A 17,045-nucleotide genomic window follows, 5' to 3' on the forward strand; every position below is an offset into this window, starting at 1 on the left:
CTTGGTCACCTTCTTGATTTTTATTATCCAAGATCTATACTATATTACCCTATTAACTTATTATATTCAATAAAGTAATTAATTTTATATAAAAACCTCCGATACCATGAAAGTCCTTCCCTTTAAGATTCCAAAACCTGAGCAAGAAGCACTGGTCTATCAAGAAGACACAGGTATTTTCTTTTATGACAAGCTGCATCAGCACGAGGAAATCCAGATCAGCTATATTGCTTCCGGGGAAGGGTCGCTGATAGTGGGCGATACGGTAAACGATTTCAATTCGGGGGATGTCGTGGTCATAGGGGAAAACGTTCCCCATGTGTTCAGGAGCGACCCCAAAAGCTCATCCAAGTCCATTATGTACACCTTGTTCTTCACCAAGAAGTCCTTTGGTAAGGATTTTTTCAATCTTTCTGACATGACAAGGCTCCAGCTTTTCTTTGGAGAATCGGGCTATGGCATCAAAATACTGTCCGATTTGGAAAAGCTCTCGTCCCATTTCATGCAACTGAAGAATCAAAATCGGATACAACGCATTGCGACCCTACTGCATATCCTTGACATCATGATCTCGGCCGAAAAGCAGCCCTTGTCCACCTTTGTCTATCGTAAGATATATACCAATGACGAAGGCAACCGCATGAACAATGTGTTCGAGTTTGCCCTGAACCATTTCCATGAATCCTTTTCATTGGATGCTGTGGCAGATAAGGCCAATATGAGCAAAAATGCCTTTTGTCGCTATTTCAAGAAAAGGACGAACAAGACCTTTTTTCAGTTTTTGATAGAAATACGGATAGAACATGCCTGCCGATTGCTCTTCAAGAACAACGATCTTTCCATTGCCATGGTCTCCGAGCAGTGTGGTTTTCTGAACATTGCCAATTTCAACAGAAAATTCAAGGAGCTAAAAGGCGTCACCCCTACCCAGTACAGGAGATATTCCATTGAAAAATGGAACAACCAATCCAAGGCCTCTTGATCCAAACAACTTGATGGAATGAACACCCATTTTGGTTGCCCATCTACTCGTAGAACTTCCAGTTGGTCTTAAAATCCTTGGTCAATTTTTGGCCCGTCATAATGGCACGAACCATTTCCATGGGCATGGCATTCAATCTGATGGCCTTGTCATGGAATTCCTTGATTCCCATTTTCCCGCTGTCTACCATTTCCTTTTTCAATGCATAGAATTGACGACCTCCGGTCAAATAACCCACTTGGTACAGCGGGTTGCTGTTGCTGGATAGGGGTCCGCGAATCTCGCTTTCGGCATTGATGCGTTCATGACCCACTTTATCCACCAGAAAATCGATACATTGCTGTGGGGTCCATTCGCCCATGTGGAAATTGAATGAAAATATAATTCGTGCACAGCGGTGCATGTGCCAGAACAGCATTCCTACACGCTCTTCAGGTGTGGTCGGGAAATCCATATCCCACAACAATAATTCCCAGTACAACGCCCATCCTTCCATCCAAAATGGGGTGCCAAAATCGCGATAGGTTCGGTACCGGGCATTCATAAAATATTGCATGTTGTGTCCTGGAATCAACTCATGATGAACGGTGGCAAATGAGAAATTGGGATTGTTCCCGCGCATGCTCATCATCTTGAATTCATGGTCCATGGTATTGGTGGGGTAGGAAATGGTGATGTTGTTTCCACCCGTAAAAAAGGCATTGGTGCGCTGTCTTTCGGGAGACATCATGTACATCCCCCAAACCTCTTCCTCCAACGGCGGTATGGTCACCAAATCGTGCTTTTTCAAGAACGCCACCGATCTTTCGTATAGATCCAGGATGGCCTCTGGTTGCTTCCCTGGAGGCACGTAGGTATCCTTCACATGTTCCAAAGCTGCTTTCCAATCATTTCCGAATCCCAGTTCTTGGGATGCTTTTAACATCTCCTTCTCGCACCACGCGAATTCCTCGTTGGCTATTTTGGTGAGCTCCTCTGGCGTATAGGGTACCATCTGGTATTCCAATAGGCGGATAAGCTCCTCACGACCCACTGGTTTTCGGGAAACGATTCCATTTTTGTCCGGGGTCTGTTTTTGCTTGAACAACTCGGTGTATTCCTTCAAGGATGCATCCAAATCCTCATAGGTCTTAGAGGTCCACCACGTGAACATGGGATCGTACCCGTTATAAAACCCATGAATATCGGCCAAGGCCTGTTGCAGGCCATTGCCCACATCGGTTGCCTTTCTGATGACCAGCACACTTAAGTCATCGGACTCTTTTAGAATTGTTTTCAGGGAATCAATCTGATCAAGGATTCCGGACCATTCCTTTGCCACTTGTTGCGCATCGGGCTGGATTCCCCTTCTTCTCAGTTTGAACAAATCGTAAACGGTGCTGCTAAAGGGAAACCACTTGCCCACACTGTCCAACTCGCGTCGCTCCACTTGGGATTGCCGCAAGTTTTCATTAAGGTCTCTTTTCAAAAGGATGTAATCTACCTTACATTCCTGGGGCAAGCCATCAAAGTCCAAAGCGCTCAGTTTTTCCAAATATTGCTTGTACAGACGGTCCATTCGGTCCAGTTTTTCCGGATATGAGGCTGATGGCCCCCTTCTTCCAAAGCCATAGTACGACCCTGTGGAAGGGCTGTAAAAATTGTCCAATACCCGCGAATCCGCTTCAAAATTCTCGATGAGAAACGGCATCTCCTGGCAAGGAACAAAATCTGCTTCTTGGGCCGAACCGGTGGTCATACATACCAGTCCCAAAAGTCCTCCAATGAAAGTGCTTCTCATCTTTATTGTTTTGGTGGATCGTAGAACTTCCATTTGGCCTTGTAATTTTTGGTGATTTTCTGATCGGTCATAATGGCCTTGATCATCTCAACCGGCATGGCATTCATGGTGATGATCCTGTCGTGAAATTCCTTGTTGGTCATTTTACCGCTATCCACCAATTCTTTGTGCAATGCATAGAACTGACGGCCTCCTGTTAGGTACGCCAACTGATACAAGGGCGGGTAGTTGCCCACAAAGGAACGTCTTACCTCACCTTCGGCATTGGCGCGCTCATGCCCCACACGATCCACCAAAAAGTCGATACATTCCTGTGGGGTCCATTTGCCCAAATGATAGTTCAATGAGAAAATGATACGGGCGCAACGGTGCATGTGCCAGAACAACATGCCTATGCGGTCTTCGGGCCCTTGTGGGAAACCTTTGTCCCACAATAGAAGTTCCCAGTACAATGCCCATCCTTCGGTCCAAAATGGTGTGCTGAAATTACGGTAGGTGCGGTGACGGCTGTTCATAAAGCCTTGCAGGTTATGCCCCGCGATCAATTCGTGGTGCACGGTTGCCATGGAGAAGTGTGGGTTGTTGCCGCGCATGCTCATCATACGTTGTTCATACGTCATGGCATCAGTGGGGTATGAAATGCTGATGGAGGAGCCACCGGTAAAGAAAGGATTTACCAACTGGCGCTCAGGGGACATCATGCCCATACCCCAAACTTCTTCAGCCAAGGGGGGAACTGTGATCAAGTCGTTCTTTTTAAGGAAATCAACCGCTTCATTGTAGAGACGAAGGATCAATTCCGGTTGTTTTCCAGGCTCCACATAAGCGTTCTTTACTTTTTCTTGGGCAGCCTTCCAATCATTGCCAAATCCCATTTCCTGGGATGCTTTTAGCAGTTCGGCATCGCACCAGGCAAATTCTTCATTCGCCAATTTGATCAATTCTTCAGGAGTATAATCAATCATCTCGTACTCCAATTGTTTCACCAGCTCTTCCCTGCCTACGGGGTTGCCCACAATGCCGCTTTCATCAACTGGTTTTCCCTTGTCAAACTTGGTTTTGAACACTTCGGAATAAGCATCAAATCCTTTGCCCATTTCTTCGTAAACGGTAGGCATCCACCATGTAAAAAGAGGGTCATAGCCGTTGTAAAAGGAGTATACATTTTCTGCGGAATTCTTTAGGTCTTCTATAACACGTAATGCTTCTTCAACCTCATCCTTGCCCAAAGCTGTTGTTACTTCCAGTTGACCTTTCAGTGTCTCCATCTGTTCCACAACATCGTTCCATTCCTTGGCCATTTTAGAGGCATCCGGTTGATGGCCCCTTCTTCTTCCTTCCAAATACGAATAGATGTTGTTGGAAAACGGAAACCATTTTTTGATCTTTTGGTAAACCGCCTCTTGCTCTTGGGCCTCGGCGTTTTCCTTTTCCAAATCCCTTTTGAACAGCACATAATCTGCCTTGCATTCTTGGGGCAGTGCATTAAAGTCCAACTTTGCCAATTTTGTCAAATAGTCATTTCGCAATTTGGTCATGCGTTGCCTTCGCTCGGGAGATCCCCCCGGATCGTTTGTCCTTCCCCAATACCCGCGGGCACCCGGCGCATAAAAACGAACCAGCGCACCGTAGTCCGCTTCATACTTGGTCATTACATCTGGCATTTCCTCGCAGGGCACATACAGCGCTTCTTGTTTTGCCTGTGCGTTCAAGGATATTGAAATTGGCCCCATCGTAAGAATCAAAGAGGCCATCCAAAACATTTTCTTTTTTTTCATCCGGATAGTTGGTTTGGTTTAAAAAATATGAAATGCCGAAAGGAAATGACCGAGTCACGGGAATGGTGCCGATCATTTTTGGGCATAGCCGAAAACTTGCATTTTCGTAGACACTTTAAAGGTATTGTAGATCTATGCTGTCCCGTAATCGCATATTAACTGTAATTGATATTATATTATCTAATGTAGTTTCAAGCAGATACCTTGTCACGGAACCCTTTGGCCGAGGTTTAAGGAGCTCCTACAAAATCCCAGGGCCATCATTTTAATGATGGCCCTGGGGAACTAAACTAAAAACAATTAAAACAATTATTTTCGATCATAAAACTTCCATGAAGTTTTATAGTTTTTGTCCAAAGGTTGGTTGGTGAGTATGGCCCTCACCATTTCCACAGGCATACTGTTTTCCCGCAAAACGGCATCATGGTATTCCTTGTAGGTCATTTTTCCCGAATCCACCAATTCTTTTTTCAGGGCATAGAACTGCATTCCTCCGGTCATATAGGCCAACTGGTACAATGGGCCGTACCTTCCGGTGAACGATCGTCTGACCTCACCTTCTGCATTGGCCCTTTCGTGGCCCACTCGGTCCACCAGATAATCAATACACTCCTGCGGGGTCCATTTGCCCAAATGATAGTTGAGGGAGAAAATGATCCTAGCACAGCGGTGCATTCTCCAGAACAACATCCCGATGCGGTCCTCTGGAGATCGGGGAAAATCCATGTCCCATAAAATCAGCTCCCAGTAGAGGGCCCACCCCTCGGTCCAAAACGGGGTCCTGAAATTTCGGTACGTCTTGTTCCTCCTGTTCATGAAACCTTGCAAGTGGTGGCCCGCTATCAGCTCATGATGTACGGTGGCCCTTGAGAAATGTGGGTTGTTGCCCCGCATGCTCATCATTTTGTCCTCATGGTCCATGGTGTTTGTGGGGTAAGAGATCATTAAGGTCTCCCCTCCCAAGAAGAAAGGCGCAATTTTTTGCCGTTCGGGGCTCATCATGCTCATTCTCCACGTTTCCTCGGCCACTGGTGGTATGGTCAACAAGTTATTTTTCTTTAAAAAGTCGATGGATTGATTGTACAAATCCAGCATTGCTTCGGGCTGCTGCCCTTCGGGCACATAGGATTGCTTTACTTTTTCTTGGGCAGCCTTCCAGTCATCCCCAAATCCCATTTCCCGGGATGCTTTGAGCAGTTCTTTATCGCACCAAGCAAATTCCTTGTTGGCTATTTCCACCAATTCCTCTGCGGAATAGGGTATAAAGGCATCTTCCAAGAGATTTTTCAGTTCCTTGGCCCCTACGGGATTGCCGATAATCCCACTCCCATCATCCTTGGGGAGGGTGCTTTCATCCACTTTGGTCATGATCAGCGCTCCGTACGCTTTGAGCTCTTCCATCAACTTGGCATAGGGCTTCTCCATCCACCATGTAAAATCGGGGTCGTAGCCGTTGTAGAATTCGTAGATACTTTCGAGAGCTGTTTGGTGGCCTTTGACCACATCTTGGGCTCGTTCGGCGAATCTGCGTTCAAATGAAGGTGGTTCTTTGGATAATTCTTCGGATAAACTTTCCAATTTTCCGCTAATTTCATTGAGTTGGGCGGCTACTTTGGATGATTCCAAATGAATGCCCCTTCTGCGCAGTTTTTCGGTTTCGTAGATAGGGCCTGCATAGGATACCCATTTTTCAATTTGGGCATATTCCTGTTTTTCTTGCTCCAGATTTCTGAGATTCCTGTTGATCTCACTTTTGACCAAGAGATAATCCACCCTACCGTTCACCGATAGTTGGTTGAATGGAAACTTTTCCAATCTGGACAGGTAATCTTGATAAAACTGTATGAAACGCTCCCTTTTCTCGGGCGAACTCTCCACGATGTAAAACCTGCCCAGACTTCCTTCATCGGCGGACATCTCGTTCATCAATTGATATAGTTCACTCACTGGAGGTTCGTTCCCTGCACCGTTCTGGGAATGTCCGGCCCATCCCATGCCCAAGGCCAGCAATAGGACCTTGAGGTGCATCTTGTAAAATCTCTTCATGTTTTTGTACGTTTTAAATTGAATTGGTGATATATGACGGCCCAGGCCAATCAAAAATACCAATCTATTCCATACCAAGTCCAAAAAGGGAAAGGGGCCATGGTTCTTGACCCCTTTGTAGTCCCTTAGGTTGGTTATTTATTGTCCCAAGTGGTTCCTTTGGCAAACCAATCGGGTTGACCAATGGCGGCAATGTTCGGGTTTCTCTCCACTTCATTGAGCGGATAGGGAAACCTTCTAGGGAACGTTTCCGTGTTATAGACGTTCAATAGCATATAATCGAAATCGAACTCTGGATACCCGGTCCTCACATAATCAAAATAGGTTTCGTGGGTCCTGAACACATTGGCTATATATTTTTGCTCAATGATAAGCTTTTGTGCATCTTCCACATTGGTGGGCATGGTCAATGAACCCTGCGCCAGATAGGTGTCAATGTCCGCTTGGTCAACGCCGATGAACTGCATATCCGCAGTAATCCCTGCTTTCATGGCCTCCTCTGCCAAAACCCACTGCCCCTTGAGTGCATGGGCCTCTGCTTTGATGAACAGGGTTTCCGAATACAACATGATCTGGGCCGGATAGGACATGGAGATGTAGGTGTATTTCCAGTGGCTGGGTGTTTGCCCTGGCTGGACAACGGCCCCGGACTGCAAACCGGCAAATCCATCGGGGAACTCCTCTGAATAGGTGAACATGATGGGCCTCCTAGGGTCATTGTAGGAATTCATCAAGTCGATCAAAAAGTTGCCCGGTGTCAATCCAAGTCCACCGGAATACGCCCTGTTCATATAATTGAACAAGGGGTTTGCATTGGCCAATTCTTCCAAATGCCTCCACATTACACTGTCATCATTGGACGTCATGCCATTTTGGAGGTACGATAGGGCCAAATCGGCCTGGGCCGTGGGGGTAGTGCCGGGAGCATAGGACAATCGCAGGGCCTGTCTGGCTTTCATTGAATAAGCATACCTGATCCATTTGTCCATATCCCCTCCAAGAAGGTAATCGTCAGTTTCCGGAACCCGATCTCCTTGGTTAGCGGCACCCAAAAGGGCTATCGCCTCATCCAAAAGGCCATTGGCATGGGCATATAGTTCTGCTTGGGAGACCAGGGCGGGTTGTACCGCATCCAATCCTTTGATGGCGTCTTCCAAGGGTGCCTGATCGTAAACATCGGCGATGTAGAACCAGTGAAAGGCTGCGATGATTCCCGCCACACCTTGGTAATGGGTATTGCCATTTGCCTCAGCTTTGTCATACAGTTCAACGGCATGTTTCAACGAATAGGCATAGGAATTCCAAACTTCATTGCCATAACCGGCATTGATGTCCATGGATCTTGAGGTTGATCCTTCAATGGAGTGCCAGGACAACCATTGGGCAAAACCTTCCCAGGTATCCATTTGATTGGTGGCCAAAGCGGCCCATTCGGCCTCTAGCCCTATCAGCATCACATTTTCCGTGATCAGCGGGCCATCAACAATACTATTGGGATCTTGATCGACATCCATCCAACTATCACAACCTATCAAAAGGGTGATCATGGCGACCAAAATAGCGTAGTGCTTTATATATGTTCTTTTCATCGTCTTTATATTAAAATTTGGCGGTTAAGGTAAGTGTATATGTCTTGGTGGCTGGAAAGCTATACCCCAAGTAGGCATTACCATTAGTTATCCCATTTCCATTGTCACCCGGTGTATTGATTTCTGGATCTGGACCTTCAAAACCGTCCTTGAACTTTCTCCAAAGGTTTCTTCCTGAAAAGGAGACATCAAGAGCGGTCAAGCCAATGCTGGACAACATATCTTTAGGAACTTGATAAGTAAGGTTTACTTCTCTCAATTTGATATAGTCCCTTGGCATGATGTTGTCTTCCCAGACGTTCTGTGCCACGGTCTGCCAGTATAGGTCATATCGGGTCGGTTCGGGTGTCTCGCTGGTTACCACAACTTCTCCATTCTCAACATGGCCCATAACACCGTCAAAGGTGATCATGTTGTCCTCAGGTCGGTTCTCTTGGTGCTTTGCCATGCCATAGTAAGTAAGGTAATGGTCGTTCAAACTATAGACATACCCTCCTTTACTGATGTCCAACAAAGCAGAAAGTGAAACATTCTTATATCTGAAACCTGTTCTAAAGCTTCCCATCCAATCTGGGACGGTCTGTCCCAATATCTGGTTTTGGGAGTTATCCGCCAATGGGCGTCCGTACCCTGTTCCAGGAGCGTCACTCAACACCAATCTTCCTTGATCGTCCCTAAGGAAGCCTGGGCCATAAATAACAGGATATGGCTGCCCTACAACGGCGGATCCGTATGCACCCACACCCACAGGTTCATCATTGTTTCCTAAACTATCCACAACGGGGTTATCCTTAGAAAAATTGATATTAACGTTCCACTCAAAATCAGTAGTCTGAATTGGTGTGGCATATACTGAAAGTTCTACTCCCTTGTGGGTAATGCCACCAATATTAATGTCACCATAGGTATATCCTGTGGAAGCAAGGAACTGTTCACTCAAAATCTGGTTCTCACTCCAGTTATGATAGTACGCAAAATCAATTCCCAATCGATTTTGGAAGAATTTGAGTTCAGCACCCAATTCCACTTCGCTTTTGAACTCATTGGTTAAACCTATATTAGGTATCTTGTCAGTAGACAAATAGCTTCGTTGACCATTAAAAGGCCATAGCACACCATCACTGGCAGGATCATCCAATACTACGTTACGGGCATAAGGATCTGCAGGAGAACCTACTTTTGCATAGCTCGCCCTCAATTTACCATAGTTGAACACATCGGATTTCGGCAACAATTCACTAAAGATGAACCCTAAACTATGACTGGGATAGAAAAAGCTATCGGCCACACTGGAAGCCCAATCATTCCTACCGGTTACAGTGTAGTAAAGCCAGTTTTTGTATCCGATCATGGCCTGTCCGAAGAACGAATAGGACCTAAAGAGATTTTTGGTCTCCCATGAATTGAATCCACTTACATTCGCCGTGTTGTAAATACCGGGCAGAACCAGTCCATTGCCCTCAAATTCAATTCTACGGTTTCTACTTTCGGAGATATTGTGTCCTACCAAGGCCATTAAGCTGATATCACCAAAGTCATTGTCATAGGTCAGGGTCTCTGTGGATTCTATGTTACGGTCAAATCGCTCCATAGTGTTGTAGCTTCCTTGTACAGAGGCATATCCCCCTTTATTGTAATGTGCATCTGCGTGCAGGCTTGATGTACTAATACCTGTGATAGTTCTAAAGCTCAATTTAGGCACGATTTCATACTCTATGGTAATATTGGCATTAAAGCGATCTCTTTCATTATTGTTGCCCACGTTATCCAATAACCAGAGATATGGATCCCTCGAACCTCCACGATATGACCTTAAGTTACCTTCATCATCATAAATAGGGTAAGGGTTCCATGTGTTCGGTTGTGCCAATACAGTATTCATGAACGCGCTGTTGGAGCTATTCTCATCCAATTGGCTATTCTTTTGGGTAGTATATAAGATACTGGAGGACACGGTCAGCTTTGGTGTGAACTTAAAAGAAGTATTGGCATTGATGGAGTTTCTTCTAAACTTCAAGGGGTCCAATATACCATCGTTCATCAAGTTGCTGTAGCTCACAAAATAGGATGCTTTTGAGGTTCCTCCAGAGGCACTTATCGTACTTTCGTTGGTAAAGGCCGTTTTGAACACGTCCCATCTGTCATAGTATTGTGCTCCGGGCACATCTTCGATGCGTGGGCCCCAACTGGTGGATGTAAATGACGTTTCACCATCAACATAGCTCCAGTCCGAACCATCCCAAAATCCCTGCGACCATGTTTTCTGAAGGGGTACTTCATAAATTCTGTCAAAGCTTACAGAGTTGGAGAAAGTGATGACGGGTTTGGATTCGAATTCCCCAGATTTGGTAGTGATGAGCAATACCCCATTAGCAGCCCTACTTCCATAGAGGGCAGCTGCGGAGGCCCCTTTAAGAACACTCAAACTCTCGATGGAATTGGGATCGATGTCGCCAAGTCCCGATGATGTGCTGGAGTTGGCCGCATCAAAGGGAACACCGTTCACTACGATCAATGGCTGGTTGTTCCCTGTGATGGAAGACCCGCCCCTAATCACGATACGGGTACCGCTCCCTGGCTGACTGGAGGTACTGGAAATCTGTACCCCGGCCACTTTACCGCTCAAGGAATTGACAAAGTTATTGGTCGCTTTGACCCCACTTATATCGTCCCCATCCACTTGGGCAGTGGCATAACCGAGTGCCCTCTTGTCGCTCTTGATGCCCAAAGCGGTAACAACCACTTCGGAAAGGGCCTGCGCACTCTCTTCCAGGGACACAGCGATACTGGACTGTCCATTTATCGCGACCTCTTGGGAATCGTACCCCATGTATGAGACTACCAAAGTGGCATTCGGACCGGAAACTTGGATGGTGAAATTACCGTCAAAATCGGTCTGGGTCCCATTTGAAGTCCCTTTTTCCACAACACTGGCACCGGGTAGTGGCACCCCTGCACCGTCCGCAACGTTTCCACTGACCGAAAATTGAAGATTGTCTGTATTAGGGACATCTCTTGCATTGGTGCCAAGATCTAATTCTGGCATCTTGAACAGCCCTCCCTCATTTTCCCATTCCGTAACGGGCAGGTGCATGGCATTGGTCTCTGTGGGCCCTACGATAGAACAGATCATATACGTACAGACCAGCAACAACAAGCTTGTTGTCCTTTTGGACGACTTTTTAAGGTTTTTCATGTTTGAATTAGTGATTTAAGTTTAATTGGTTTTTTGTGGTTCACTGCAATTTTTTACATTGCCGGGTGACCAAGATCATGTCTAGGTTATTTTTCCATACAGGCATTTATTGTTATAGTTACATTCTTAACCTTGGTGTACTGGGAAAGCACCAAGTTTGAAGATCTGTCCATGTACTACAAATGGATCATGGGCCAAAAAAATCCACTTGGCACGGCCGCATTTATCTGTACCTATAGAAGGGGTACTATGAATGCATTTTATTTATTACACTTTTATCCTTACCTAGGTAGTTTGAAAGGATTTAACGATTTTCTTACCGAAACTTAAAAAAAAAATGAAGAGCTTAAATGGTGCGGGATAATATAATACACACATACGATAATATGTTATTACATCCATAGTGTTTTTAACTTTAGCCCCCCCTTTTTATTGTCCTCAACAAGACATTCAGCACGAATCATAAAAAGTCCATCGGAATATAAAAATCCTCCATACACATACAGACAGCCACCTCAAATTCCAGTCAAAAAAAGTGGCCTTGCACAAAAAAGAAAGCGAATGGAAATCCATTCGCTTTCGTAACTAACTACTAACTCAAAACAATTATTGAAACAATCTTTTACTTTCCTGATCAGTTTGGGTAGCCGGGGTTCTGCTCTAGGTTAGGATTGGTTTGCATTTGGCTCAAAGGTATAGGGAAAATTGCTCGATAATCTCCATTAGGTGTATGTGAAAACCAAGATTTGGATGTATATACATTAAACCGAATCAAGTCTTGCTTTCGGTGGTGTTCTCCCACAAACTCCCATGCCAATTCATCCAAAAATCTACCGTACTGGATATCGTCACCGCCCTCTAGGTTAGTGATGATCCCATCTTCTTGTGGTCCATACTGATATACACTACCACCCATTAATTCTTCTCCGGTGACGGTAGCCTTGGAAGGATCGGTATCCTTAAACGCCCTTTGACGAATCTCGGTGACTATTGCCGCCGCTTCGTCAGCATTGCCCATTCGTAACAGACATTCGGCCTTTATCATAAGTGCATCGGTATATCTGTAGAAAGGAACATCATTGGATGTGGTGCCTACATCCCCAGCGCCGATTTCGTACCGTACAAACCGGTAACCATCCGCATCATCCGCCTCATTCACATTTTTTATATAGTTGACATACTCCAATTGGGAATCGGGGTCACTTGGATTCAAAAGCAACGGGGCACCTGAACTGGTAAATTGTGGGCCACCCAGCCAAGTATCCTTCAAGCGCCGATCGTCCTCATCGTAGGTGTCAATAAATTGGGGGATTGCAGCACTGCCTCCCCAAGGTGAACCTGAAAGATCAAAAGTCTGCCTACTGGCCCCTAACAATGCCTTGTATGCCAAATATGAACCTCCGGCATTAATTTGGTCAAACGGAATTGCATAAATGGTTTCCGAGAGGTTTTCATTTTCAATGGCAAAGACATCCGAATAATCAGATGCCAAACTGAACAGGCCACTATCAATGACATCCTGTACCTCGTTCAGGGCATCGTTCCAACGTGCTGTTCCAATATATACTTCAGAATTCAGGTACATTTTGGCCAAAGTCATTTTAACGGCCCATTGCGTGACCCTTCCATAAGTAGCTTGGCTTTTTTCTGTGCTCAATAAAGGCATTGCATCTTGAAGCTCCTGTAGAATGAAATCATATACTTCTTGGTTGGAGCTTTGCTCGGGCAAGAATCCTTCTGGAACATCAAATTTTGTGACCAAGGGAACATTTCTGAAGTTATCGTACAACAGATAATAACAGATAGCCCGTAATGCTCTCATTTCGGCAATATAACCTTCGACACCTTCGGCACCTTCAAGCTGTTCCAACTGGAGAATGGCCTTGTTGGCATTATTGATGGCCCTATAGGCCCTGAACCATAAAGCTTCTACATGGCTCACATCAGGGGTCCATGTGTGCTGGTGCATGGTTATATAGTATGCTCCCCATCCAATATTGGTACGTCTGGGCGTTACCAGTAAATCTGATGATTCCTCATATATATCAAAGAGTCCGTCCCATTCCCAATAGATACCTCTCATATTGGCATAGGGTGTCGCAATTATAAGATCTAGATCCTCTGCCGTAAAGATAGTTTCCTCAGCGGTAATATTGCTGTAAAGGTTCTCGTCCAAATCCGTACAACCCACGGCCAGAACACCCAAGGCCGTAATCAATCCTATTTTTATTTTAACAAGTTTCATAATTCTAGCAATTTTATAAGTTAACGTTTAGGCCAAGCGTGAATGTCCTTACAGTAGGGTATTTGTCCCTATCGTCGGTTCCTTGGAAAAGTATGTTTCCGCCGTCCCTCCTAATTTCAGGATCAATACCTGAGTAGTTGGTAAATATGGCCAGATTATTTCCAGTAACATACACTCTCAGCGACTTGATAAAGTTCAAACGGTCCACATTGAAATTATAGCCCAAGGTAACGTTGTCCAATTTCACATAGTCACCGTCCTCAACATAGTAGCTCACAAAAGTTTGCCCTATTTGGTTGCTTAGGGTAACATCTTTTCCATAAACAGGACCAAAAGCAGAATTCAACACATTGTATTGGATATGCGGATATTCATAAAAAACCCGCTGCGCATTTATGATCTGAAAATCAAAGGCACCGTTCAACACAAAGCTCAGGTCAAAGTTTTTGTAACGAAAGGTATTTGTGATTCCCGCAACATAAGCCGGATATCCATTCCCCAAATACTGTTTGTTTTCATCACTGTCCAATTCATTGCTCCATGGAACAAGGCTTCCATCAGGAAGCTCTATGGTCCAGAAATAACCTTCATCAAAGTTGTCGCGGGCTTCCACTAAGTCAACATCCACAGACCTCAACCCCCAGAAATTGCCTACTGGCTGTCCCACCTCCAATCTATGCGTAACTTGTGACACAGGCTCACTTAAGGTGAAAAAATTGACATAGTCGCCCTCTATTTCATATAAATCATTGGAAAGACTCAACAATTCATTTTTGTTATGGGAAAGTGTAATGTTGGATTCCCATGAAAAGTCATTGGTCTTAATGGGAGTCACGTTCAACAATATCTCAAATCCTTTGTTTTCCATCTCACCCACATTGGCCAAAGTAGTCGATGACAAGTTCGGTGGTGTGGGGACACTGTAATTCCACAACATACCTTCTGTTTTTTTGCGATAAAAGTCAACACTACCATCGATGCGATTGTTGGCAAATGCAAAATCAAGTCCCAAGTTAATCTCTTTGGAGACTTCCCATTGTAGATCCGGGTTAGGGTTGTTCTGGGCTTCCAATCCACGAACCCATTCACCATTGGAATAGAATCTACCTGCATAATCAAGCAAGGTCAGAGATAAATAGGAATTGTTGGGTATGACACCTGTTTCTCCATAACCTGCTCTTAATTTGAGATTGTCCACAAAACCAATTCCATCCATAAAGGACTCATTACTAATGGTCCAACCAGCAGAAATGGCCGGAAAATTACCCCATTTGTTGTTTGCCCCGAATTTTGAGGAGCCTTCTCGTCTAAAACTGGCCAAAAGATTATATCTGGAGTCAAATCCATAACTTACCCTGCCAAAAAAACCGATCAATCTGTTATCGTCCCTGTAACTGTCCATTCTCGCCGTGCCATCGATCAAGCCTTGGCCTACCTCCAAATTGTGGTAGGAAAAGGCATCTGTGGGAAAATCACGGTTATTTGCCCAGAACCCTTCCCTGTCAAAATATTGATAGCTATATCCTCCCAAAACTGAAAAATTATGTTTGTCCAGACTTTTGGTATACTTGGAAGTAATTTCCATAAGGTTGGTCTTGGTCTGTTCGGTGCCCCTTGAAGCAAAACCATTCCTTCTTTCCCCATTATACCCTAAATATTCCTTTTTTTCGGTATATCCGGTAAGGCCATTTCTTCTTTCGGTCGCTACCATGATATTATTTTCCCATCCCTCAAGAGGAGTTAAAGTTACATTGCCCGTCAATCGCATCCATCTATTTTGGATAACCCCGTCGGTAAGCTCAATCATACCCACAGGATTCACATACTGCAACTTACTGCCATCTTGGATAAAGTTACCTTCATCATCCCTTATCCTGTCCGTGGGGTTCCGTATCAATGCCTGTCTGTAGATTCGGTTGTCAAAGGCATTACCATCTCCAAGAGCACCTGTGTTTTGCAATCCATTGATTATATTGGCATTCAGTTTAAGTAAACCGTCAAACATATAATGGTTCACATCCGCACTGATACGGAATTCCTCATTAAAGGACTTTTTAAAAACCCCTTCCTGATCGGTATAGTTCACATTGACCGAATAGGTAGAGCTTTCATTTCCGCCCGAGAAATTCAGGTTGTGGTTTTGTGTAACGGCCGTTCTGGAAATTTCTTTGAGCCAATCCGTGGTATATCCCAAATCATCTCCAAAAGGCAGCGTTTCTCCCTCTGCCATGAGTTTACGTGCATCATTCGCATCCAAAAAGTCGGCTGTTTTGCCAAAGGAAGACATTGATGTATAATGTGAATACGAAAGTGTAGGGGCCATATTCCTTTTTCCCGATTTGGTAGTGATCAGTATCACCCCGTTGGCACCCCTTGTACCATAAATAGCAGCAGCGGAAGCATCTTTCAGTACATCTATACTTTCAATTTCGCCAGGAGACACACTGTTTAGGTCACCAGGCAAACCATTGATCAGCACCAAAGGCTGCGCATTTCCCTGCAAAGAAGAGATTCCCCTCAATGACATAAACGATGTAGCCGATGGGTCACCAGAACCATTGCTAATGTTCAGACCTGCCACTTTGCCCTTGACCAGATCTGCGGCATCCCTAACAAAACCAGGGTTAAAATCCTCTGATTTAACAGTGGCGATCGCAGTGGTCACTTCTTCTCTCTTTTGGGTTCCATACCCAATCACCACCACTTCGGAAAGTTGTTGTAGGTCTTCTTTCAACTCTACATTCACTGTTCCGCCCTGAACTGGGACTTCCTGGGCCACAAACCCTAAATAAGAAAACACCAGTATAGGGTCAGGTCCTATTGTGGTGATCTCAAAATTTCCATCAAAATCCGTTGCGGTACCATTGGTCGTGTTCTTTTCCAATACCGCCGCCCCAGCAATGGGGATGCCCTGCTCGTCGGTCACAGTACCCGATACCCTTTGTTGGGAAAGTCCTGCCTGTGCCATAAAAAGGCAAAACATCGAAAACAGTATCAGTTTTTTAAAACGATTGGTTTCCAGACATTCCTTGAATAAAAAGCTAGCCAATTTCATAATACATTTTTAGGTTATTTAGTTAATTTTTCGCTTGAAACTCATCAATCCAGGTTTCAAAAATTTAACCGAAAATTAATAAGCGTTGTTTTTACACTTGTAAATGTAGCTTTATGTATTAGAAGATTTTTGGAAATGTTACCCTGTTTTGATACTATATTGACCAATCAAAGTGTTTTATTAGGTTTTCAGTAAAAAAAATCATCAAAAAAGGGTTTACAAGTATGTTTTTTACACTTTTAATGTCTTTCGTGGAGCTTTACATTTGCTTTGCATTTGATGTGATTTCCATGGCATGATGTTGGGTCCATAAAAGAGAATAGCTTCCTTTATCCTAAAATGTGTCTGGCGTTAAAAAGCCATATGCACCGCTC

Annotated in this window: 8 protein-coding genes; 1 reads left to right on the forward strand and 7 read right to left on the reverse strand. The window is 44.6% G+C overall.

From position 1 onward, the window contains the following. Positions 1-106: 106 nt before the first annotated feature. Positions 107-982, forward strand: a complete 876-nt coding sequence (locus SD450_RS01865; protein ID WP_318342958.1) for an AraC family transcriptional regulator — start codon at positions 107-109, stop codon at positions 980-982. A gap of 43 nt (positions 983-1,025) precedes the next feature. Here SD450_RS01865 and SD450_RS01870 read toward each other — a convergent pair whose 3' ends face one another. The 7 genes from SD450_RS01870 to SD450_RS01900 all read right to left on the reverse strand — a co-directional run bounded on the left by SD450_RS01870 (position 1,026) and on the right by SD450_RS01900 (position 16,671). Beyond that, positions 1,026-2,762 (reverse strand): DUF885 family protein, encoded by a 1,737-nt coding sequence (locus tag SD450_RS01870; RefSeq protein WP_318342959.1) that lies wholly within the window; start codon positions 2,760-2,762, stop codon positions 1,026-1,028. A 2-nt stretch (positions 2,763-2,764) separates the two neighbouring features. Continuing rightward, positions 2,765-4,540: a DUF885 family protein gene (locus tag SD450_RS01875; protein WP_318342960.1), complete on the reverse strand. Its 1,776-nt coding sequence runs from the start codon at positions 4,538-4,540 to the stop codon at positions 2,765-2,767. 309 nt (positions 4,541-4,849) lie between these two features. After that, positions 4,850-6,586 (reverse strand): DUF885 family protein, encoded by a 1,737-nt coding sequence (locus tag SD450_RS01880; RefSeq protein WP_318342961.1) that lies wholly within the window; start codon positions 6,584-6,586, stop codon positions 4,850-4,852. 134 nt (positions 6,587-6,720) lie between these two features. Then, a complete protein-coding gene (locus SD450_RS01885) occupies positions 6,721-8,175 on the reverse strand; it encodes a SusD/RagB family nutrient-binding outer membrane lipoprotein (protein WP_318342962.1) in 1,455 nt (484 codons plus the stop codon). A 10-nt stretch (positions 8,176-8,185) separates the two neighbouring features. Next, positions 8,186-11,371 carry a SusC/RagA family TonB-linked outer membrane protein gene (locus SD450_RS01890; protein WP_318342963.1) on the reverse strand — a complete coding sequence of 1,062 codons (3,186 nt, stop codon included), beginning with the start codon at positions 11,369-11,371 and terminating at the stop codon, positions 8,186-8,188. Positions 11,372-12,005: 634 nt separating this feature from the next. Then, the gene (locus SD450_RS01895) at positions 12,006-13,616 is read right to left on the reverse strand and encodes a RagB/SusD family nutrient uptake outer membrane protein (protein WP_318342964.1); all 1,611 of its coding nucleotides are present in this window, start codon (positions 13,614-13,616) and stop codon (positions 12,006-12,008) included. Positions 13,617-13,629: 13 nt separating this feature from the next. Further along, the gene (locus tag SD450_RS01900) at positions 13,630-16,671 is read right to left on the reverse strand and encodes a SusC/RagA family TonB-linked outer membrane protein (protein ID WP_318342965.1); all 3,042 of its coding nucleotides are present in this window, start codon (positions 16,669-16,671) and stop codon (positions 13,630-13,632) included. Positions 16,672-17,045: the final 374 nt, after the last annotated feature.

This window comes from Flagellimonas baculiformis (assembly GCF_033441575.1).
Taxonomy (GTDB): domain Bacteria; phylum Bacteroidota; class Bacteroidia; order Flavobacteriales; family Flavobacteriaceae; genus Flagellimonas; species Flagellimonas baculiformis.